This is a genomic window from Pseudomonas vanderleydeniana (assembly GCF_014268755.2).
GTDB lineage: Bacteria > Pseudomonadota > Gammaproteobacteria > Pseudomonadales > Pseudomonadaceae > Aquipseudomonas > Aquipseudomonas vanderleydeniana.
This window is the reverse complement of the sequence record NZ_CP077093.1, coordinates 5219421-5239940: the sequence shown is the minus strand read 5'-3', so window position 1 is coordinate 5239940 and position 20520 is coordinate 5219421. Positions and strand designations below refer to the sequence as shown.

General features: G+C 64.1%; 12 protein-coding genes. 4 read left to right on the top strand and 8 right to left on the bottom strand.

Going from position 1 to position 20520, the window contains the following annotated elements; genetic code table 11:
* Nucleotides 1-406 precede the first annotated feature (406 nt).
* From HU752_RS23520 to pvdM, 5 genes are all read right to left on the bottom strand, one after another.
* Nucleotides 407-2881, bottom strand: coding sequence for a TonB-dependent siderophore receptor (locus HU752_RS23520; protein WP_437182281.1), 2475 nt, complete (start codon nt 2879-2881; stop codon nt 407-409).
* A 247-nt stretch (nt 2882-3128) separates the two neighbouring features.
* Nucleotides 3129-4793, bottom strand: coding sequence for a cyclic peptide export ABC transporter (locus HU752_RS23515; RefSeq protein WP_186687540.1), 1665 nt, complete (start codon nt 4791-4793; stop codon nt 3129-3131).
* Nucleotides 4794-4875: 82 nt separating this feature from the next.
* Nucleotides 4876-5724, bottom strand: coding sequence for a dihydropyoverdine dehydrogenase (pvdO, locus tag HU752_RS23510; RefSeq protein ID WP_437182386.1), 849 nt, complete (start codon nt 5722-5724; stop codon nt 4876-4878).
* Nucleotides 5725-5830: 106 nt separating this feature from the next.
* Nucleotides 5831-7120, bottom strand: coding sequence for a pyoverdine-tailoring periplasmic protein PvdN (pvdN, locus tag HU752_RS23505; RefSeq protein WP_186687535.1), 1290 nt, complete (start codon nt 7118-7120; stop codon nt 5831-5833).
* 90 nt (nt 7121-7210) lie between these two features.
* The gene (gene pvdM / locus HU752_RS23500; RefSeq protein WP_017905478.1) at nt 7211-8542 is read right to left on the bottom strand and encodes a pyoverdine-tailoring dipeptidase-like protein PvdM; all 1332 of its coding nucleotides are present in this window, start codon (nt 8540-8542) and stop codon (nt 7211-7213) included.
* A 179-nt stretch (nt 8543-8721) separates the two neighbouring features.
* On the opposite strand from pvdM, the gene pvdP reads away from it, so the two are divergent.
* Nucleotides 8722-10341 (top strand): pyoverdine maturation tyrosinase PvdP, encoded by a 1620-nt coding sequence (pvdP, locus tag HU752_RS23495; RefSeq protein ID WP_186687533.1) that lies wholly within the window; start codon nt 8722-8724, stop codon nt 10339-10341.
* A gap of 584 nt (nt 10342-10925) precedes the next feature.
* On the opposite strand, the gene HU752_RS23490 is transcribed toward pvdP, so the two are convergent.
* Genes HU752_RS23490 through HU752_RS23480 form a run of 3 tightly spaced genes read right to left on the bottom strand, consistent with a single transcriptional unit; the run spans nt 10926 to nt 15456 of the window.
* Nucleotides 10926-12299 carry an efflux transporter outer membrane subunit gene (locus HU752_RS23490; protein ID WP_186684120.1) on the bottom strand — a complete coding sequence of 458 codons (1374 nt, stop codon included), beginning with the start codon at nt 12297-12299 and terminating at the stop codon, nt 10926-10928.
* 7 nt (nt 12300-12306) lie between these two features.
* Nucleotides 12307-14280: a MacB family efflux pump subunit gene (locus HU752_RS23485; protein WP_186684118.1), complete on the bottom strand. Its 1974-nt coding sequence runs from the start codon at nt 14278-14280 to the stop codon at nt 12307-12309.
* On the bottom strand, nt 14281-15456 hold the full coding sequence (locus tag HU752_RS23480; RefSeq protein ID WP_186684116.1) for an efflux RND transporter periplasmic adaptor subunit: 1176 nt from the start codon (nt 15454-15456) through the stop codon (nt 14281-14283). It abuts the gene before it with no gap.
* A 279-nt stretch (nt 15457-15735) separates the two neighbouring features.
* On the opposite strand from HU752_RS23480, the gene HU752_RS23475 reads away from it, so the two are divergent.
* From HU752_RS23475 to HU752_RS23465, 3 genes are all read left to right on the top strand, one after another.
* A complete protein-coding gene (locus tag HU752_RS23475) occupies nt 15736-16218 on the top strand; it encodes a sigma-70 family RNA polymerase sigma factor (RefSeq protein WP_186684114.1) in 483 nt (160 codons plus the stop codon).
* A gap of 498 nt (nt 16219-16716) precedes the next feature.
* Nucleotides 16717-19482 (top strand): magnesium-translocating P-type ATPase, encoded by a 2766-nt coding sequence (gene mgtA, locus HU752_RS23470; RefSeq protein ID WP_186684112.1) that lies wholly within the window; start codon nt 16717-16719, stop codon nt 19480-19482.
* A gap of 125 nt (nt 19483-19607) precedes the next feature.
* Nucleotides 19608-20324 (top strand): MgtC/SapB family protein, encoded by a 717-nt coding sequence (locus HU752_RS23465; RefSeq protein WP_186684103.1) that lies wholly within the window; start codon nt 19608-19610, stop codon nt 20322-20324.
* The last annotated feature ends 196 nt before the right edge of the window (nt 20325-20520 follow it).

The following is a 20520-nucleotide window of genomic DNA, read 5'->3' as shown; positions in this document are numbered from 1 at the left end:
TACGGTCTTCCTGCTGGTGACCTGTGACCTGTGACCTGTGACCTGTGACCTGTGACCTGTGACCTGTGACCTGTGACCTGTGACTTGTGACCCTATGACTTGTGACCCTATGACCTATGACCTATGACCTATGACCTGTGACCCTGTGACCCTGTGACCCTGTGACCCTGTGACTGGTGATCTGGTGATCTGGGGCGAATCAACTTGTTGTGGCGAGCGGGCTTGCCCGCGCTGGGGCGCGCAGCGGCCCTGAAACCTGCATCCCCGATGTACCAGAAGTACCGGGTGCGGAGGACTTGCGGCCGCTTCGCAGCCGAGCGCGGGCAAGCCCGCTCGCCACAGAATCAGTCGCCCATAAAAAAACCAAGGGTCGCCCCTTGGTTCTTTTAACGCCAACCTTGTGCGGTCAGAAGTCGCCGCGCAGGGTGACCATGAAGTTGCGAGGTTCGCCGTAGTAGCTGCCGCGACGCAGCTCGCCGGTCGCCTCGTAGTACTTCTTGTCGAAGACGTTCTTCAGGTCGAACGACAGTTTCCAGTTGTCGTCCAGCTTGTACTGCGTGCGTGCATCCCAGATGGCCCGGCCCGGGTTGGGAATATCCTGGCCGTTGAAGTGCGATACGTAGCCACTCTGGGTCGATACACCGCCGCCCACGCTCAGGCGATTCAGGTCGCCTTGCAGGTTGTACATGGTGGAAACGCGCAGCATGTGTTTAGGCGTTTCCGAGTCGATTGAAGATCCGTCGTCGTTGCGGGTGATGTTGTAGGTGTAGCCGGCGCTCATCTGCCAGCCGGTGGCAACTTCGCCGCTGGCTTCCAATTCTACGCCCTTGCTGGTGCTGGGGGGACCGTTTACATAGCAGGTGCCGGTGTTGGGGTTTAATGTCGCGCAGATGCTCGAATCAGCAGTAGTGTCTTCCTGGGACAGATCTTTCTGCTTGATGTAGAACACGGCGGCGGAGACGTTCAGGCGGCCATCATACAGCGCACCCTTGATGCCGGTTTCATAGTTCGAACCCAGGGTCGGTTTCAGGCTCTTGCCGGTTTCGGTCCGGTAATTGCTCTGCGGGCGGAAGATATCGGCATAGCTGGCGTACCACGACCATTCTTCGTTCAGGTCGTAGATAAGCCCGGCGAACGGTGTGAATTTATTGTCTTCACGGTAGTTGTTGGGTGTAGCTTTGGTCGGTGTGGCAACATAGTCATACCTCGTATTGTCGTTCTTGTACCAGCTTAGACGGCCACCAAGCACCAGACTCAGGGGCTCGGCCAGGCGCAGGCGCAGGGTGCTGTAGAGGCCATACTGACGCTGGGTGATATCGTCCAGGCTCTGCCAGGCCGGCTGTTCCGGCTTGGAGATAAGGTGGTGGTTAGGATCGAAGACGTCAATCGGCAGGTCGATTCCTACCAGCGACTGCTTGCTCAGAATGTGTTGCTGCGACCAGTTGGCACCGACCATCAACTCATGGGTCAGGCCAAAGGCGTCGAAGTTGCCCGAGATATGGCCGTCGATACCCTTGCTGGTGACGTATTCACGGCGGAACTGTGTGTTGCTGAGTTCGGTACCGCTCTGGGTGACCGGGTTCAGAACACCCTGCGAGTAGGCCACGCGCTGGTTGAACATGCTCTGCGACTGGGTCACCGACACCTTGCTGGTCCAGTTGTCGTTGAGATGATGTTCAAGGTCGGCAAAGACCTCGTTGACCTCGATTTCGTGGCGGTTCCAGTCCTGGCCCAGCGAGGTGGAGCGCGAAACGTCGATCTCGCGACCGTTGCTGTAGCGAGGCAGGCCGAAAATTGTGTAGCCATGATAGAGCGTGCGTTGATGGCGCAGGCCGACCGCCAGGGTTGTGGAGTCGTTCAGGTCGGCTTCGACGATGCCGTACAGTAACGGGGTTTCAGAGTTCAGCCCATCCTGGAAGTAGCCGCGATCCTCATAGGCGACCACGGCACGACCGCGCAAGGTGCCTTGCTCGTTCAGTCGGCCCCTGCCGTCCAGGTCCATGCGGTAGTTGTCCCAGGAACCAGCGCTGGTGCTGATCGAGAAGTGCGGGTCGGCAGTTGGGCGTTTGCGCACCAGGTTGACCGCGCCGCCTGGGTTGCCGGCACCGACCAACAGCCCGGAGGCTCCACGCAGGACCTCGACGCGGTCGAATACCGCCATGTCAGGCCGGATCCAGCCGGTCATGTTGTAGGCCAGTCCGGGAATGCCATCGATCATGTAACTGTCGTCTTCCAGGGTAAAGCCCCGGGAGTTGAAGACGTTACCGCCGAAGTTACGGTTGGAGCGGGTGATACCGGTAGTCTGTGCCATCACCTCATCAAGCTTGGTGAGGTTCTTGTCATCCATCTGCTGGCGGGTCACGACGGTGACCGACTGCGGCGTTTCCCGCAGCGAATGCGCGGTCTTGCCGATGGTCACCGCGCCGGTGGTGTAGGAGCCGGTGCCGTCGGTGCTGGTACCCAGCACCTGGGACTGGCCGCTGATGGTGGTGGCCGACAGGTTCAGGCCCGAGCTGCTGGTGGCTGCAGTGCTGCTCAGGGTCAGGGTGTCGCCCTGGAAGCTATAGTTCACACCGGTGTTCTTCAGCAGTTCACCGGCCGCCTGGCCGGGCGTGAGCTTGCCCTTGACCGCTGCCCCCTGCAGGCCCTTCACCCGCTCCGGGTTGTACAGCACCTGGATATTGCCCTGGCGCCCCAGCTCCTGCAGGGCCGCCGCCAGTGGCTGGGCGGCGATGTTGAACTCGAACTCCTGGGCCTGTACCTGCGCAGCCATCGGCAGTGCCAGCGCCATCCCCATGGCGCCGAGCGTGACAGGCGAGCGCAGCATCTTGCGAATCAGCAAGGCTGTGCTCAAGGGGGTCAGTCGGTGTGTTGTCGGCATTCTTTCAGCTCTTTCTAAGTGTGGAAAAGCAACTAGGAATTGTTATTACTTGAGAAGAAGACGCACCAGCCCGACAAAATCGGAAAACAAAGCAGAAAAAATTTGGTGAGGGGGCTTTCTTCCATGACCGTTGCGTGCGGGACGCAATGCGGCGGGACTGTCGTGGCACTGGCTATAGGAAGAACGAACGGGCGGGAGAACAATTTAGGTGGGTTCACCCCGCGCCTTGCGCGCGGGGTGACGGGGGTCAGGCGGGTACGGCCTCGCGTTGCACCCGTTCGACCTGGATCTGCCCGGCCTGCATGCGCACCAGTTGGTCGGCCACCGGAAAGTAGCGGTCATCGTGTGAGATGACGATGATGGTCTTGCCCTGGTCGCGCAGCTCGGGCAGCAGCTCGGTGTAGAACACCCGACGGAAGGCCGGGTCCTGGTCGGCGGCCCATTCGTCGAACACCAGCACCGGGCGTTGTTCCAGCCAGGCATTGAGCAGCGCCAGGCGCTTGCGCTGGCCGGTGGACAGGTCCGTGGTGCTGAAGCTGCCGTCGCGGATGCTGACCTTGTGGGCGATGTCCAGGCGCTCCAGGTACTTGATCGATTCCGGCGGCAGTGGCGTGCCGCCCTGGGCTACTTCGTCGAAGAGGTAGTAGTCGGCGAAGATGGTGGTGAACAACTGGCGGTAGTCGTCCAGGGCCTGGGCGGTGACCGGCGCGCCATTGAGGCGGACTTCGCCCTGTTGTGGCGTGTACAGGCCCAGTAGCAGCTTGATCAGGGTGGTCTTGCCGCAGCCGTTCTCGCCGACGATGAAGACGATCTCGCCCTGGCGGATGGTCAGGTCGACCGGACCCAGGTGAAACGGCGGCACACCTTCGACCGGTGGGTAGTCGTAGCGCAACTGGCGCAGCTCGATGCTCTGCAGCGGCGTCGGATCGATTACCCGGTCGTTGACCAGCAGATGCGGCTCTGGCGAGGAGAAGCGCCACGACAGCTCGGCGATACGGCGGAAAGCGATCTCGGCGCGACTGATGCTCGGGATGGTCGTGACCAGTCGCTCCAGCGGGCCCTTCATGTACAGCATGACCAGCACGAAACCGCCGAGCACGGTCTTGTCGGTACTCGGCCAGAGCGCCTGGAAGGTGATGGCGATACCGATGACCGCGAAGAACAGCATCGAGCCGAACGTCTCGGCGCTGACGAAGATGTTCGCTGCACGGATGTTGGCCTGGCTGATGCGCTCGGTGGTGCCGTGGATCTGTTGGTCGTGCATGAACTGCCGGCGCTGGCGCTGGATGCGCAGCTCCTTGGAACCGGCGGAAATCGCCTGGTAGTGCTTCTGCAGTTCGTCTTCGCCGTCCCGTGCCCGCAGGATGCTGCGCATGCCGATACGGTGGGCGAGCCACTGCGCGCCGCTGCCGATGATCACGGTCACCAGGGTCAGGGCGAGGATTTGCCAGGACAGTGCGGCCAGATAGGCCAGGCAGCCAACCGTGACGGTGAAGGCGATCACCATCGGCGCCACCGACAGGGCGAAGGTGCTGATGGTGCTGACATCGTTGAGCAGCACCGGGATCAGCCGATGGGCACGATAACGTTCCAGTTGCTCGATGGGTGCCACCAGCACCTTGGCGGCCAGTTCCTGCCGCAACCGGGCGACCACGCGCTGGCCGACGTAGTTGGTCAGCAGGTTGGAAACCGTCGAGCAGGCCAGGGTCAGTATGCACAGGCCGCCAAACAGCAGGGCGATACGGGTGTCCGGGCCACCGGTCGCATTCATGGCGTCGTTGATGGTCGCCAGCAGGGCGGTGACGCTGAGGCCGCTGACAACCCCCAGGGCGGCCGAAAGAACCACCAGCAGCCAGAAGGGCTTGAGGATCCTCAGGGTTTCCTGGGCGAGGCTTTGTGCTTGGAGAGGCATGGGGGCTACTCGTGAAGGTCTTCGGAAACAGGCGCCGCGCGCGGCGCCCTGAACTCTTTAGACGAGTGTTTTGCGGTGGGATTTAGAGTTCGCGGACGACGCGAAAACCCAGCCAGTCGCCACGGGTGTATTCGCTGCGTTCGTTGCGGTTGGCGGAGCGGGAGAAGACCGGCGCTTCGGTCCAGTCATTGCCACGGATCGAGCGGCGGTCCTCGCATTCCTGGCTGTCCAGGCGCGGGCTGCCGTCGGTCGGTGCACCCGTGTAGGTGTCGACATAGCAGTCGGCGGTCCACTCCCAGACATTGCCGTGGCCGTCATAGACGCCGAAGGCATTGGGCGGGAAGCTGCCGGCCGGCGAGGTGTAGCTGAAACCGTCCGCCGGGCCATAGGTATTGGCGTGCTTGGCGATGCTGTACTCCTTGCCCTCGTCGAAGGGGAAGGGGAACGGGCCTCGGGTGCCACCGCGCACGGCGTATTCACGCTGGGCTTCGCTGACCAGGTGGTAGGCCTTGCCGGTTTTCTTCGACAGCCACTTCGCATAGGCCTCGGCCTCGCGCCAATCCATGCAGACCGCCGGCTGCCGGTCGCTCATGGGGTAGCGTGGCTCACCGGCCAGGCATTCGCGACCCGGGCGGGTATCGCCGTCCGGCATCGTGTAGCCGGTGCTGTGCAGGTAGGCTTTCCATTCGCCGGCCAGGACCTGAAAGCGGCTGATGGCGAAGGCCTTCTTGAAGGTGACCTCATGCATCGGCCCTTCATCCGGTTCACGACCGATCTCGTCTTCCGGACTGCCCATGGTGAAGCTGCCGGCGGGCAGTACCACCATTTCCGGGCAGTCCTTGCAGTCCTTGAACACCTTGCCCGGCAACGGCGTGCTGGCGGCCAAGGCGGTACCGGACAGTCCCGCCGCGCACAGGGCGGCAAGGGTCATGGCCGAGCGAAGGCCGGCACGGGATCGGATGCTGGGGGATTTTGCTGTCATGGGATATCTCGCAGGCAGAAATCTGAACACAATGGGCGGTACCGCAAGGCCAGGCTCACAGCTGCTGGCCCAGCAGGCTCATGAAACGATCCAGTTCGGCTTCGGTGTTGAGCAGCCCGGGGGCGGTACGCACCACCGGCCCGACGTCGCGGTCCACCGCATCGACCACCACCTTGTTTTTCAACAGTGTGGCGGCGACCTTGTCGCTGTCCTGGCCCTTGACCCGGAAGAAGCTGAAACCAGCCGACAGCTCCGGGCTCATGGGCGTGACCAGTTCGATGCGCGAATCGGCCTGCAGGCGTTGCTTGAGCTCGCTGTTGAGGGCGTGGATCCGTGCCTGGACATCGGCCTTGCCCAGCTCCAGGTGCAGTTCGAAGGCCTGGTCCAGGGCCCAGCGATGTTCGAAGGCGTGATAGCCACCGGGGCTCATCGAAGTGGCGAAGTTGGTGTCTTCGGAAAAGGTCGGCTCCAGTGGCGTAACGTCCCGGAGTTCTTCCGAACGGGCGCAGACGATGCCAGTGCCGCGCGGACCGAACATCCACTTGTGGGTACCGGCAATGAAGAAGTCGCAGTGCATGTCCGGAAAGTCGAGGTTGTCGACACCGAAGCCATGGACGCCGTCGATCACGTAGAGAATACGGTCCTTGTCGTCGCGGTTGCGGTTCCTTTCCGCCACCAGCTTGCCGATCTCGCCGATCGGCAGCTTGACCCCGCTGCCGGACTGTACCCAGGTCATGCCCAGTACACGGGTTTCGGGCTTGATCGCACGAGCGATATTGCCGAGTACCTCGTCGGCCGAGACGCGGTGGGCGTCCTGGAACAGGCTGATCTTGCGCACCCGGGTGCCTTGGCGTTCGGTGCGCAGGCGCAGGGTGTTGCGAGTCGAGTAATGCTCATGCTCGGTGGTGAGGATTTCCTGGTCGTGGCGAACATGGATGCCGCCGTAGATCATCGCCAGGCCTTCGGTGGTGCTGCCGGTCAGGGCGATCTGGCCCGGCTGGGCCTTCAGGTAGCGCCCGGCGGCGTGACGCACCTGGCTTTCGCGCTGCCAGGTTTGCGCCAGGTCCCAGTCCATCGCCAGGCCCGGGTTGCGATCGATGGCTGCGCGATGGCGTTCGATGGCGTCGCGCACCGGCTTGGGGTGGCTGGTGACCAGGAAGTTGGAGAAGTGCAGGTAGTCCGGGTCCTGGTCGAACAGCTGGCGTAGCCGCGCCCATTTGTCGCCACCTTGCGCGGGGCTGGCGACCGGTGCCGAGGCAGCGGCGGCAAGGTCCAGGCGGGTACCGAGCGGCAGGCTGGCGGCGAGCAGGCCGGCCTGCTTGAGAAAGGTTCTGCGGTCAGTCATGAATGATCACTTGGACGGTCTGGATAATGGATCGGTGCCCAACGGGAACGCGTCGGGCCGTTTTCCGCACGAAGGGGGACCGGGGGATGCTCAGTGCCTGGCCGCCTTCTGCACCTGGTCCCAGACCCGCAGGAAATTGCCGCCCCAGAGCTTGGCGATGTCCGCTTCGGAGTAGCCACGCTGGAGCAGTTCGGCCGTCACGTTGCGGGCTTCGCTGACATCCTTGAAGCCATCGATGCCGCCGCCGTCGTTGAAGTCCGAACTGATGCCGACGTGGTCGATGCCGATTTTCTTCACCGCATAATCGATGGCGTTGCCAAAGTCCTTCAGGTCGGCCTTGGGTTCCTTGTCGAGGATTGCGTACAGCTCGCTGGCGTATTCGCCGAAGCGTTGTTCCGGCCAGACGGTGATGATCGGGTCGCCGGGCATCAGCGCCATGGCGAGGTTGGGCAACGGCGGCAGGTCGAAGCGCTTGCGCAGGGCGTTGAGCTTGTCCTGGGTCGGCTGGCTCAGGGGGCGCAGGTAGGCGGGGAAGGCGACGATCTGGACCACGCCGCCGCTGTTCTTGATCAGTTGCATTTCCTGGTCGCTGAGGTTGCGTGGAATGTCCACCAGCGCGCGCGGTGCCGAGTGCGAGGCGACCATGGGCGTGCGGCTCAGCTGGCTGACCTGTTCCAGGGCCTTGGTCGACATCTGCGAGACATCGATGATCACCCCCAGGTCGTTGAGACGATGCACCGCCTGCTTGCCGATTTCGGACAGGCCGCCCAGGGCGTCGGGGGTATCGTTGAGAAACGGCAGCGGGCGGGACGAGTCGGCCCAGTCGTTGTTGCCCACGTAGCTGAAACCGAACATGCGCATGCCGCGCGCGGTCCAGGTGTCCAGCAGGCTGAGGTCATGGCCCAGTGGGTAGGCATTGAGCATGCTGATGAAAATCGCGAACTTGCCTTCGCCATGCAGCCTGCGCATGTCATCGGGGGTGTAGGCGATGCCGACGCGATTGGGGAAGTCACGGACCATCCCGGTGATGATCTTGTAGCGCACTTCCTGCTGCTTGCGCGCCTCGTCGACGAAGCCTGCCGTCGGGTGATGCGGAGCGTTCGCGCCGTTCCAGATCTCCGGCCAGCCGAATACCGTCAGGGCGGCGGCGGACAGGCGCCCGCGGTCGGCCTTGACCAGATCGAACTGGCCGGAACCGTCCTTGTCCGCCTCGCGGCCTTCGGCGCCGAAAGTCAGCGGCACGGTGATGTGGCTGTCGAACGAGATTATCCGCTCCTGCAGCTCGTCCGCCTGCTTGACGATATCCAGCGGGTAGCCGGGATTGGACCAATACTGCCAGCCCAGCCAGGCCGAGGCGGCGCCGATGGCCAGGGCCAGGGGCAGACCGATATAGAGAGCCTTTTTCGAACGCGGTTTTGTCATTGCCATCTCATTCTGGTTCGCAGGTCACAGGCAGCCACAAGGGCTTTTGCTATCTGGGAGGAACGAGTGGAGGTGCAGGGAATTTAGCGCTTTCGTGTCACGCGACAGGCTAAATTTCCCCCAGGGTTCAACGTCCTAGCTGGGATAAGGCCTGCTTCAGGGCTGACACAGGTAGGGCGATGACGATTTCTCGACGAGGGTTCATAGCAGGCCTGGCGCTTACCGGCGCCGCCATCCCCGCGGCTTATTACGCGCAGCGTGAACTGACGCGCGAGGACGAGCCCATCACGCCGGGCGAGGCCACGGTCGACCTGCCGGACACTGCGGGCCAGCGCCTGGCCAACAACTTGCGCGGGGTCTGGAGCATCCGTTTCGAGGGTCGCGATGCCGGCCTGGCGGGACTACCGCTGGAAGGGGTGCAGGTGTTGCTCGATATCGCGCCGCGTGGTCGCGGGGTGCGCGGTTTCATCGATACGGCCGAGGGCCTGCGCGGTGACGCCGAGCCACGGTTGCGTATCGTCGGCGACCTGGCGGTGGCCGACGGTGCCCGGTTGTTCTGGCGCCTGTTCCGCGGCTCGGAGGTGTTCCCCGAGTATGAGTTGAGCATGATCCTCGACGAGGTCTGGGGCACTTACGGCAATGCTGGCAGTGGCACCCTCACCGGGCGTATCGAGCGCCTCGACCGGCCGCTGGCGTTGACCCAGCTGGACAGCCGTTTCGTCGCCACCAAGCACACCTTTCCCGAAGCCCGCGAACGCATCGGCCTGAGTGCACCCCTGCTGGCCTGGCTGGTGTCGCCCGAGCATCGGCTATTCCACCAGCTCTGGCATGCCACCCGGGACAAGTGGCACAAGTTGCCCGAAGACAAGCGCGATGGCCTGCGCGGCATCGGTTGGCAGCCCGGTCCGCGCGACAAGGAGCGTGATGCCCGAGGGCCGCGCAAGGACCGCAATGGTTCGGGGGTCGACTTCTTCTTCATGCACCGGCACATGCTGCAGGCGGCGCGGGCTATCCAGCCGTTGCCGTCCTGGCGCCGTTTCCCGCAGCCGCAGCCGGAGCTGGAGCGTGACCGCCAGGGGTTCATCCGTTACTTCGACAACCATGACGGCTGGGCGGTACCGCCGACCTGGCTGGCCGAGGACGATGACGACTACAGTCAGTGGGTCAGCGACATCAAGAGCGGCGAGACCTACCACAGCAACTTCCAGGTCTGGGAGTCGCAGTACACCGATCCGCGCTATCTGTCCAAGCTGACCCTGGGCCAGTTCGGCTCGGAGCTTGAACTGGGCCTGCACGACTGGTTGCACATGCGTTGGGCCGCGGTACCGCGCGACCCGTCCAACGACGCGCCGGTGCCGATGGCCCGCGAGTTCACCGATTTCGCCCCGCGTTGGTTCCAGCCGGAGAACGACTTTCTCGGTGACCCGTTCTCTTCCCACGTGCACCCGGTGTTCTGGTTGTTCCATGGCTGGATCGATGATCGCATCGAAGACTGGTTTCGTGCCCATGAACGCTTCCATCCGGGCCAGGTCACGCGACTGCAGGTCAATGGCGTGCCGTGGTTCGCGCCCGGGCGCTGGGTCGAGGTGGATGATCCGTGGCTGGGCCCGAGCACCCATGGATGCAGCACCACGCCGGGCCTGAGCATCGGCAAGTCGGTGGAGATGGATCCGGAGACCATGAAGCTGGCGCTGCGTATCACCTTCGCCGACGAGAAGGGCTTGCCCGACCTGCTGCGACGGGTACCGCGGCGCCCTTGGTATGCCCGGCACCTGTCGTTGAAAGATCGTTTCTTCTAAAGTCCCTGTGGATGGGCGCGAAGCGCCCTGCGAGGCATTCCCACGCGGAGCGTGGGAACGATCGGATGCGGAGCGTGGGAGCGATCGATGCGAAGAGTGGGAGCGATCTACGCGGAGCGTAGGAGCGATCGATGGCTGCTGCAAGGCCAATGCAGGGCTGCTGAGGCTTGGTGTGGCGAGCGGGCTTGCCCGCGCTGGGCCGCATTGCGGCCCCAGGTCCGGCCACTGCGGTGTATCAGGATGAGCTCGGCGGCGCCGGGTTTGCGGCTGTTTGGCAGCCGAGCGCGGCGGTGCGGCGTCCCGACGAGCCCGCTCGCCACAGGTTAGACCACCCAGGCACTGAGGGCCGCCCCGGGCAGCCATTCGTGGATCGTTCCCACGCCCCGCGTGGGAATGCAGCCAGTGACGCTCAGCGTCACCCGCGCCGAAACAGGTTCAGCGCTCGCTCCAGCCCCCACCCAACGCCTTGTACAAGGCGATGCTGGCCTGCAGGCGGCTCAGTCGCAGTTGCACATTGGATCGTTCCCACGCCCCGCGTGGGAATGCAGCCAGTGACGCTCAGCGTCACCCGCGCCGAAACAGGTTCAGCGCTCGCTCCAGCCCCCACCCAACGCCTTGTACAGGGCGATACTGGCTTGCAGGCGGCTCAGTCGCAGTTGCACGTTCAGGTCTTCGGCGGCATACAGCGTGCGTTGTGTTTCCAGTACGGTCAGCAGGTCTTCGGCCCCAGCCCGGTAGCGACTCTGGGACAGTTCGAAGGCGGCCTTGGCCTGCCGCAGTTCTTCCTCCTGCCACTGGCGTTGCTGATCCAGGCGCTCGATGCTGTTGAGCGCCTTTTCGACATCGGCAAAGCCATTGATGATCGCCCCGCGATAGGTCTCCAGCAGTTCCTCTTCGCGGGCCGTGGCCTTGTCCCGTCCCGCCCGCAGGCGGCCGTTGTTGAAGATCGGTGCGACCAGCCCGGCGGTCAGGTTGTAGAACGGCGTGCGCAGGGCCTTGGAAGCCTCGCTGGACTCCGAGGCCAGTTGGGCACTCAAGGTCAGCTTCGGCAGCATCGCCGCCCGTGCCACCTTGACGTCGGCCTGGGCCGCCGCCAGTTGCGCTTCGGCGCGGGCGATGTCCGGGCGGCGACTCAGCAGCTCGCTGGGCAGGCCGGCATCGATCCGTGGCCAGCTCAGGCTGGAGAAGGGCCGGCTGCCAATCTGCAAGGCCTGCACCGGTTGACCGAGCAGGGCGGCCAGGCTGATCAGCGACTCCCCGGCCTGTTGCTGGATCAGTGGCAACTGCCGCTGCTGGGCGGCGACCAGGCTTTTCTGCTGGGCCAGTTCCAGGGCAGTGGCCGAGCCCGAGTCGTAGCGGGTCTGCACCAGCTTGAGCACACTTTGGGCGTTGACCAGGTTCAGTTCGGCGATGTGCTGCTGTTCGCGGGCGGACAGGGTGCGGGCGTACTGGTCGGCGACGCTGCCGAGCAGGGTCAGCTCCACCGTGGCCTGGTCGAATTCGCTGGCACGCAGGCTTTGCAGGGCGCTATCGCGAGTGGCGGCCAGCCCGCCCCAGAAGTCCACCTCGTAGGTGGCGGTAAGGCCGGCACCGAAACTCTTGCTGTTGTTGTCGCTGTCGGCGGTGCCGTGCAGCAGCTTGCTGCGGCTGGCGTCCAGGTTCAGGTCGAGCTGTGGCAGCAGCGGGGCGCCGGCGATCACTGCGCTGGCCCGGGCCTGGCGCACTCGTGCGGCGGCGGCAGCGATGTCGTGGCTGTCCCGGCGTGCCTGTTCGATCAGTTGGTCGAGTTCGGGGCTGCCAAATTGTCGCCACCACTGGCGGTTGTCCTGTTGCATGGCCTGGCGTTGGGCAAACTGCCAGGCGGCTGGCGGCGCCAGGCCGCTGTCCGGGTTGGAAGCGGGGCCGCTGCAGGCATTGAGCAGCAGGCAGACCGTAAGCAGGGAGAGTTGCGGCTTCATAGATCGATCATTCACTGGTAAGGGCTGCCACCGGATCGAGCCGGGCGGCTTTGCGGGCCGGCATGAAGCCGAAGATCACGCCGGTGACCAGGGCGCAGGCGAAGGCACCGGTCACGGCGGCCAGGGAGAAGGCCACCGCGACCTTGCTCAGTATCAGGATGCCGCCGACGCCCAGGGCCAGGACCACGCCGGCCAGGCCGCCGACCACCGAGAGCATCACCGCCTCGGTCAGAAACTGGCGCAGGATGTCTCGCTGGCGGGCGCCGGTGGCCATGCGGATACCGATTTCCCGGGTACGCTCGCGTACGGTCATGAGCATGATGTTCATCACGCCGATCCCGCCCACCAGCAGCGAGATGGCGGCAATCGAACCGAGCATCAGCGACAGGGTGTTCTGGGTGCGGGCCTCGGCCTGGATCATCGCCGCGTTGTTGGTCAGGCGGAAGTCGCGCCGGCCGTTGTGCAGGGTCATCATCACCTGGTCGATGGCACGTTCGGCGTCCTTGACGTTGCGCCCGTCGCTGGTGGCGATGGCCACGTATTCCGGGTTGTGGGTGCCGAACAGGCGGACGCTGGCGGCGGAGTAGGGGATTGCCACCCGCTCGTCGCTGTCGGTTTCGCCGGAGGTGGCACCTTTTTCCTGGAGTACGCCGACGATCTGGAACGGCACGTTCTCGATCAGCAGGTACTGGCCAATGGGGGTGGGCAGGTGCTGGAACAGCTTTTCGCGGATCTTGTGGCCGATCACCGCCACCGCTGCGCCACTGCGCGCATCCTCCTGGGTGAAGTAGCTGCCTTCGACCACCGGCCAGTTGAAGATCGCCGGGAACTGCGTGTCGTTGCCGCCAACATAGGCGTTGTGGTCCAGGTTGCCGAAGCGCACCGTCGCATCGTTACCATTGACCGGCATGATCATTTTCACCTGGGGCAGTGCCGACAGCGCCGCCACGTCGTCCAGGGTGATGATGCCCAGTGGTGCGCGGGGCGCAGGGGCGGCGCCGCTCAGGTAGATGATGTTCGAGCCGAAGGCGCCCATCTGGGCGATGACCTGGCGCTTGCTGCCTTCGCCCACCGCCAGCATGACCACCACCGAGGCGACGCCGATGACGATGCCGAGCAGGGTCAGGGCCGTGCGGAAGCGGTTGATCCACATCACCCGCCAGGCGGCCTGCACGGCCTCGAGCAGTTCGCTTTTCCAGGCGCCGTTGTATTCGCTGCCGTCGCTCAGGCGCTGGCGCAGGTCCACCGCCTGCAGGGAGCCCGGGTTGGCGCTGGGCGGGGCGGCGCCGGCCTGCCGGGCGCTGTCGCTGATGATCAGGCCGTCACGGATCTCGATGATGCGCTTGGCGCGGGCCGCGACCTCGCGGTCGTGGGTGATCAGGATCACCACGTGGCCCTGGCTCGCCAGTTCGTCGAGCAGGGTCATCACCTCGGCACCGCTGTGGCTGTCGAGGGCGCCGGTGGGTTCGTCGGCGAGAATGATGTGGCCGCCGTTCATCAGGGCACGGGCGATCGACACCCGTTGCTGCTGGCCGCCGGAGAGCTGGTGCGGGCGATTGCCGCGACGGCTTTCCAGGCCCAGGCGGTCGAGCAGGGCGGCGGCGCGGGCATGGCGCTCGGCCGCCGGGGTGCCGGCGTAGATGGCCGGCATCTCGACGTTTTCCTGGGCTGATCCGGAAGGAATCAGGTGATAGCCCTGGAACACGAAGCCGAAGGCCTCGCGACGCAGCCAGGCCAGCTCGTCGGTGTCCAGTTCGGCCACCGGCTCGCCGGCGAAGCGGTAGCTGCCGGACGTGGGGCGGTCCAGGCAGCCCAGGATGTTCATCAGGGTCGACTTGCCCGAGCCGGAGGCGCCGACGATAGCGACGAACTCGCCGGCATGGATCGACAGGTCGATGCCGCGCAACACTTCCACCAGTGGGCTGTCGTCACCACCATAGGATTTACGGATGTCCTGCAGTTCGATCAGTGGCGTTTGCATTCAGCCTCCGCTACCGACGGCCGGACCGATCAGCAGATGATCGCCTTCGGCCAGGCCGTCGAGTACCTGGATGCGCAGGCGATCGCTGATGCCGGTGCGCACTTCACGGGTCTCGATCCGGCCTTCGGGGGTGACGACCCGGGCCGTCTGCCGGTGCGGGTCGTGGCCACCCTGCAGGGCGGCGATCGGTGCGGTGAGGACGTTCTGCGCACGGTCGGCGACGAAGAACACCTGGGTGGTCATTTCCGCCATCAGGGCCTGGTCGGCGTTGTCGACATCCAGCAGCACGGTATACAGCACTACCCGTGCGGCACCGCTCTTGCTGCTGCCGCTGGGGCTGTTGCTGCCGCTCTGGCTGGACTGTTCCAGGGGCTTGGGCGGTACCGGCAGGATCTGCCGCACAGTGCTGCTCCAGCGCCGGTTGCCGCCGCTGAGGGTGGTGAAGTAGGCACTCATGCCCGGCTTGACGTGGCCGATGTCGGCTTCGGAGACTTCGGCCCAGACCGTCATTGGCGACAGTTTGGCGATCCGCAGGATCAGTGGCGTCTGTTGCTGGGCATTGAGCGTCTGGCCCTCGCGGGCATCAAGGGCGACCACGGTGCCGGCCATCGGCGCGTAGATGCGGGTATAGCCCAGCTCCGCCTCGTCGCTGCGCAGGCTGGCCTGGGCCTGGAGAATCTGGGCCTGGAACATGTCGATGCGCGCCTGGGTGGTACGCATCTCGGCCTGGGCACTCTGGATGTCCTCGACGCGAGTGGCGCCGCCGGCATTGAGTTGCAGTTGGCGCTGGTACTTCTGCCGGGCCAGTTCATGCAGGGCACGCTGCTCCTGGAGCTGGGCCCTGAGGTTTTCGATGGAATAGCGGCCCGCGTCGAGCTTGGCTTTCTGCGTCGAGGGATCGATCTCGACCAGCAACTGGCCTTCTTTCACCTGGTCGCCGACCTCGACGTGGATCTTGTGGATCTGCCCGGAGGCCTGGGCACCGACATCGACGTAGCGGCGTGGTTGCAGGGTGCCGAGGGCAGTCACGCTGCTTTCTATGTCACCGCGGTTGACCGTGACGGTGGCGAAACTGTCGCGCCCCGGAGGCAGGATCTGCCAGGCGGCGAAGGCGACGACAGGGATCAGGCAGAGCGAGACAAGCAGGGCGCGTCGGGTGCGTCGAGGACGTTTCATGCAGGGTTCCAGCCGATGGAAGATCGATCCGTGATCACGCCAGCGGGTTGTTTCCGGCTGCTGGCGGGGACACGGGAGATTTCAGTTAGACGAGAAGCCCCAGTGTGAATTTAAGTCTTTGTCCGGCACTGTTTTTCCAGACATTTCAGGCTTTTGTCCGGGAGCACTTTAAATCTATATGAGAATTACTATAAATTACACATCCTCAAACTGCCATCATCGAGCCCTGGCTGCCGATGACTCAAGGACCGGCCCCCGCCGAGCGTGCGGACAGGAGTCATGTTGGAAAACTACTACCGTGAACTGGTGTGTTTCCTCAATGCGAAACTGGGCAACCGCCAGGTTGTCGAGGATGTGGTGCATGATGCCTATCTACGTGTGCTGGAGCGCTCCAGCGAAACACCGATCGAACAACCGCGGGCCTTCCTCTATCGCACGGCGATGAACCTGATGATCGACGATCATCGGCGTAACGCCGTGCGCCAGAACGAACCCTTGGCAGTGCTCGATAGCGATGAGCGGTTTTTCAGTCCCTCTCCGCAGACGGAGCTGGATCATGACCTGCGACTGCTCATGCTGCAGCGCGCCCTGGCCGAACTGCCGAGGCTGTGCCGCGACAGTTTCATGCTGCGCAAGCTCGAGGGCCTGTCGCACCCGGAAATTGCAGAGCGCCTGAATATTTCCCGCAGCCTGGTGGAAAAACATATCGTCAATGCGATGAAACACTGCCGCGCCCGCATGCGTCAGTGGGACTGTGAATGACCTTGACCGGCGTCAACCTGAACCCTTCCTGAAGAACCTTCCGGTAGCCCGGCGAAACACCTTGTTACCGTTTACGCTGCAAATGTCGAAGTGTAAGCTTCGCGCGTTTTCATCCATTGCGGAGGCCCATGTGGGTACTTGTTCGAGTGACAGTAGTCGGCCGGTTCCGATGACCGGCATATTCTCGGCAAGATAACGCGCAGCCTTTCCCTGCCGTTGTCTCGCCCGAAAGCGAGAAGCGGCATCCCGATGACAGCCCCTGGCGGCTGTCTCCCGAAGTCCTTTTCCCGACGCTGAACAGCCTGTGATGCGCCCCTGTGGCTCGTCGCGACGCTATCGACACGCCTGGCATTCCTGCCCGGTGGCCGGCTGCGCCTGTCCCCCCTGGGGAGCGGTGCGGCGTGGCGGTATTGCGCATGCGGTTTCTGCTCGCAAGATCAACGTCGCCCGTCTTTCTGCCCTGGCAGGAGATGGGCCGGTGGCGCGGGAGTCAGCCCCATGAAACTCACCCTGTTGAAAGAATTCTTTGCCGGTTTTCTGCGGACCCGGCATTTCGCCCGGCACTTCCGCCGCCTGGCCCTGCTCGAGAGCATGACCGACGCCACGGTCAGCCGCGAGGTCCCGCCGACCCTGGCGCAGACCCTGGTGGCGGCTGCCAACGATCATCCCCAGGGGCTGATGGAGCGTCTGGGCGCGCATGCCGACGGCTTGAGCGAAGCCCAGGTCCAGGCGCTGCGCGAGAAGTTCGGGCTCAACGAGGTCGAGCATGAGCAGCCGCTGCCTTGGTGGACGCACCTGTGGCACTGCTACAAGAACCCCTTCAACCTGCTGCTGACCCTGCTGGCACTGATCTCCTGGCTGACCGACGACCTCAAGGCCGCCACGGTGATCTTCTCGATGGTGGTGCTCTCGACCCTGCTGCGCTTCTGGCAGGAGGCCAAGTCGAACAAGGCCGCCGATGCGCTAAAGGCCATGGTCAGCAACACCGCGACCGTCATGCGCCGGGATTTCGCCGCGGACACCTCGCCGGTGTTCGGCAGGTTCCACGCCAGTGCCACGCAGGTGCAGGGTGCCCAGCGCATCGAACTGCCGATCCGCCAACTGGTGCCGGGCGACCTGATCGTGCTCTCGGCGGGCGACATGATCCCTGCCGACTGCCGGGTGCTGAGCGCCAAGGACCTGTTCGTCAGCCAGGCGGCGATGACCGGTGAATCGATGCCGGTGGAGAAATTCGTCCGCCAGATCGACCCCAGCGCGACCAACCCGCTGGACCTGGACAACATCCTGTTCATGGGCACCAACGTGGTCTCCGGTGCCGCCACCGCCGTGGTGCTGGCCACCGGCAACAACACCTACTTCGGCGCCCTGGCCCAGCGGGTCAGTGCCACCGACCGCGCACCGACTTCATTCCAGCACGGCGTGAACAAGGTCAGCTGGCTGCTGATCCGCTTCATGTTCGTGATGGCGCCACTGGTGCTGTTCATCAATGGCTTCACCAAGGGCGACTGGATGGAGGCGCTGCTGTTCGCGCTGTCGATCGCCGTCGGCCTGACCCCGGAAATGCTGCCGATGATCGTCACCTCGACCCTGGCCAAGGGCGCGGTATTCCTGTCGCGCAAGAAGGTCATCGTCAAGCGCCTGGACGCGATCCAGAACTTCGGCGCGATGGACGTGTTGTGCACCGACAAGACCGGCACCCTGACCCAGGACAAGATCTTCCTGGCCCGCCACGTCGACGTCTGGGGCGAGGAGTCCGAGGACGTGCTGGAAATGGCCTACCTCAACAGCTACTACCAGACCGGCCTGAAGAACCTGCTCGACGTCGCCGTGCTCGAGCACGTCGAGATCGACCGCGAGCTGCAGGTCGGCACCGCGTTCCAGAAGGTCGACGAGATTCCATTCGACTTCAATCGCCGGCGCATGTCGGTGGTGGTGGTCGAGCAGGACCATCCGCACCTGCTGATCTGCAAGGGCGCGGTGGAAGAGGTGCTGTCGGTGTGCACCCGGGTTCGTCATGGCGAGGCCGAGGAGCCGCTGACCGATGAACTGCTGGCGCGGATTCGCCAGGTTACCGCGGCCTTCAACGAGGAAGGCCTGCGGGTGGTGGCGGTAGCCGCGCGTTCGATGGAGGCCGGCGATGATGTCTACAGCCTGGCGGATGAGCAGGACCTGACCCTGATCGGCTACGTCGCCTTCCTCGACCCGCCCAAGGAAAGTACCGCGCCGGCGCTGCGTGCGTTGGCCGAGCACGGTGTCGCGGTGAAGGTGCTGACCGGTGACAACGAGCTGGTCACCGCCAAGATCTGCCGCGAAGTCGGCCTGGAGCAGCAGGGTCTGCTGCTGGGCAACGATATCGAACGCATGAGCGACAAGCAGTTGGCCAAGGCGATCGAGACCACCAACGTGTTCGCCAAGCTGACCCCGTCGCACAAGGAACGCATCGTTCGCCTGCTCAAGGCCAACGGGCACGTGGTCGGTTTCATGGGCGACGGCATCAACGACGCGCCGGCCCTGCGCACCGCCGACATCGGTATCTCGGTGGACAGCGCCGTGGATATCGCCAAGGAGGCGGCTGACATCATCCTGCTGGAAAAGAGCCTGATGGTGCTGGAGGAGGGCGTGCTCGAAGGTCGTCGGACCTTTGCCAACATGCTCAAGTACATCAAGATGACCGCCAGTTCGAACTTCGGCAACGTGTTCTCGGTACTGGTGGCCAGCGCCTTCATTCCGTTCCTGCCGATGCTGCCGATGCACCTGCTGGTGCAGAACCTGCTGTACGACATCTCGCAGATCGCCATCCCGTTCGATAACGTCGACGAAGACCTGCTGCGCAAGCCGCAGCGCTGGCAGCCGGCGGACGTCGGGCGCTTCATGTTCTTTTTCGGGCCGATCAGTTCGATCTTTGACATCACCACGTTCGCCTTGATGTGGTATGTCTTCGATGCCAACACCCCGGACCACCAGACGCTGTTCCAGTCGGGCTGGTTCGTGGTCGGCCTGCTGACCCAGACGCTGATCGTGCACATGATCCGCACGCCGAAGATTCCGTTCCTGCAAAGCCGCGCGGCGATGCCGCTGATGGTGATGACCGCAATCATCATGGCGGTGGGGATCTTCCTGCCGATGGGGCCGCTGGCGCACTACTTCAAGCTGCAGGCGTTGCCGTCGCTGTACTTCGTGTTCCTGCCGGTGATCCTGCTGGCGTACATGGCGCTGACGCAGGCGGTGAAAGGCTTCTACAGCCGCCGGTTCGGCTGGCAGTGAGGGCCGTTTTGCGGCTGCCTTGCAGCCGAGCGCAGGCAAGCCTGCTCGCCACAGGGTTGTAGCCAACCAGGGGGCGATAGCCTGGGTGGTCGGTTAGAGAACATCATCGAAAATGGAGTGAATGGATGAAGGCCCTCGACAACATCAACCTCGATTCGTTGACCGATACTCTGGTCAGCCTGAGTGCGGCCTTCATCCTCGGTGGCCTGATCGGCTTCGAGCGCCAGTACCGCCAGCGCACCGCCGGCCTGCGCACCAACGTGCTGGTGGCGGTCGGGGCGGCGATCTTCGTCGACATGGCCAACCGCCTCGGTGGTGCCGAGGGCGCGGTGCGGGTGGTCGCCTACGTGGTCTCCGGCATCGGCTTTCTCGGTGCCGGGGTGATCATGCGCGAGGAGGGCAACGTTCGTGGCCTGAACACCGCTGCCACGCTCTGGGCTTCGGCGGCGGTCGGTGCCTGTGCCGGGGCCGACCTGATCCTCGAGGCGCTGCTCGGCACGCTGTTCGTGCTGGCGGCCAACACCCTGCTGCGACCGATCGTCAACTACATCAACCGTCAGCCGCTCGATGTGGTGTCGGCGGAGGTCACCTACATTCTTTACCTGAGCGCCCTGCGCGCCGAGCAGAAGGTCGTGCTGTCGCTGCTGGAAAAGGAACTGGAACGCAGCAACTACCCGGCCAGCGACGTCGAGGTGCGTCCGGTCGGCGACGACGAGGTGGAAATCGAGGCGACCCTGGCAGCCAACTCGATCGACGGCGATGAGCTGGATGCGCTGGTGGCACGCCTGTCGACGTCCAGTCGCGTGCAACAGGCGTTCTGGAGCCCGAGTACCACCGATTGAGCCGCATCTTCCGCTGCGAAGGCTTGGTCTTGGGATTATTCCTACATATCTCTCGGGAGGCGGTCGCTAAAGTGCGCGATCCGTCCGGTCGGCCCGCTAGGTCGCAAGAGGGCCGTGCTCAGGCAAGCATCCAAGAACTTTCCTACACTTGAGTTCGGTGGATTCCTTTCTCTTTCGATCGATGCAAGCACGTACC

Coding starts and splice junctions, on each gene's coding strand:
- HU752_RS23520 (WP_437182281.1), bottom strand. CDS start 2,881: ATGCCGACAACACACCGACTGACCCCCTTGAGCACAGCCTTGCTGATT.
- HU752_RS23515 (WP_186687540.1), bottom strand. CDS start 4,793: ATGCCTCTCCAAGCACAAAGCCTCGCCCAGGAAACCCTGAGGATCCTC.
- pvdO (WP_437182386.1), bottom strand. CDS start 5,724: ATGACCCTTGCCGCCCTGTGCGCGGCGGGACTGTCCGGTACCGCCTTG.
- pvdN (WP_186687535.1), bottom strand. CDS start 7,120: ATGACTGACCGCAGAACCTTTCTCAAGCAGGCCGGCCTGCTCGCCGCC.
- pvdM (WP_017905478.1), bottom strand. CDS start 8,542: ATGACAAAACCGCGTTCGAAAAAGGCTCTCTATATCGGTCTGCCCCTG.
- pvdP (WP_186687533.1), top strand. CDS start 8,722: ATGACGATTTCTCGACGAGGGTTCATAGCAGGCCTGGCGCTTACCGGC.
- HU752_RS23490 (WP_186684120.1), bottom strand. CDS start 12,299: ATGAAGCCGCAACTCTCCCTGCTTACGGTCTGCCTGCTGCTCAATGCC.
- HU752_RS23485 (WP_186684118.1), bottom strand. CDS start 14,280: ATGCAAACGCCACTGATCGAACTGCAGGACATCCGTAAATCCTATGGT.
- HU752_RS23480 (WP_186684116.1), bottom strand. CDS start 15,456: ATGAAACGTCCTCGACGCACCCGACGCGCCCTGCTTGTCTCGCTCTGC.
- HU752_RS23475 (WP_186684114.1), top strand. CDS start 15,736: ATGTTGGAAAACTACTACCGTGAACTGGTGTGTTTCCTCAATGCGAAA.
- mgtA (WP_186684112.1), top strand. CDS start 16,717: ATGAAACTCACCCTGTTGAAAGAATTCTTTGCCGGTTTTCTGCGGACC.
- HU752_RS23465 (WP_186684103.1), top strand. CDS start 19,608: ATGAAGGCCCTCGACAACATCAACCTCGATTCGTTGACCGATACTCTG.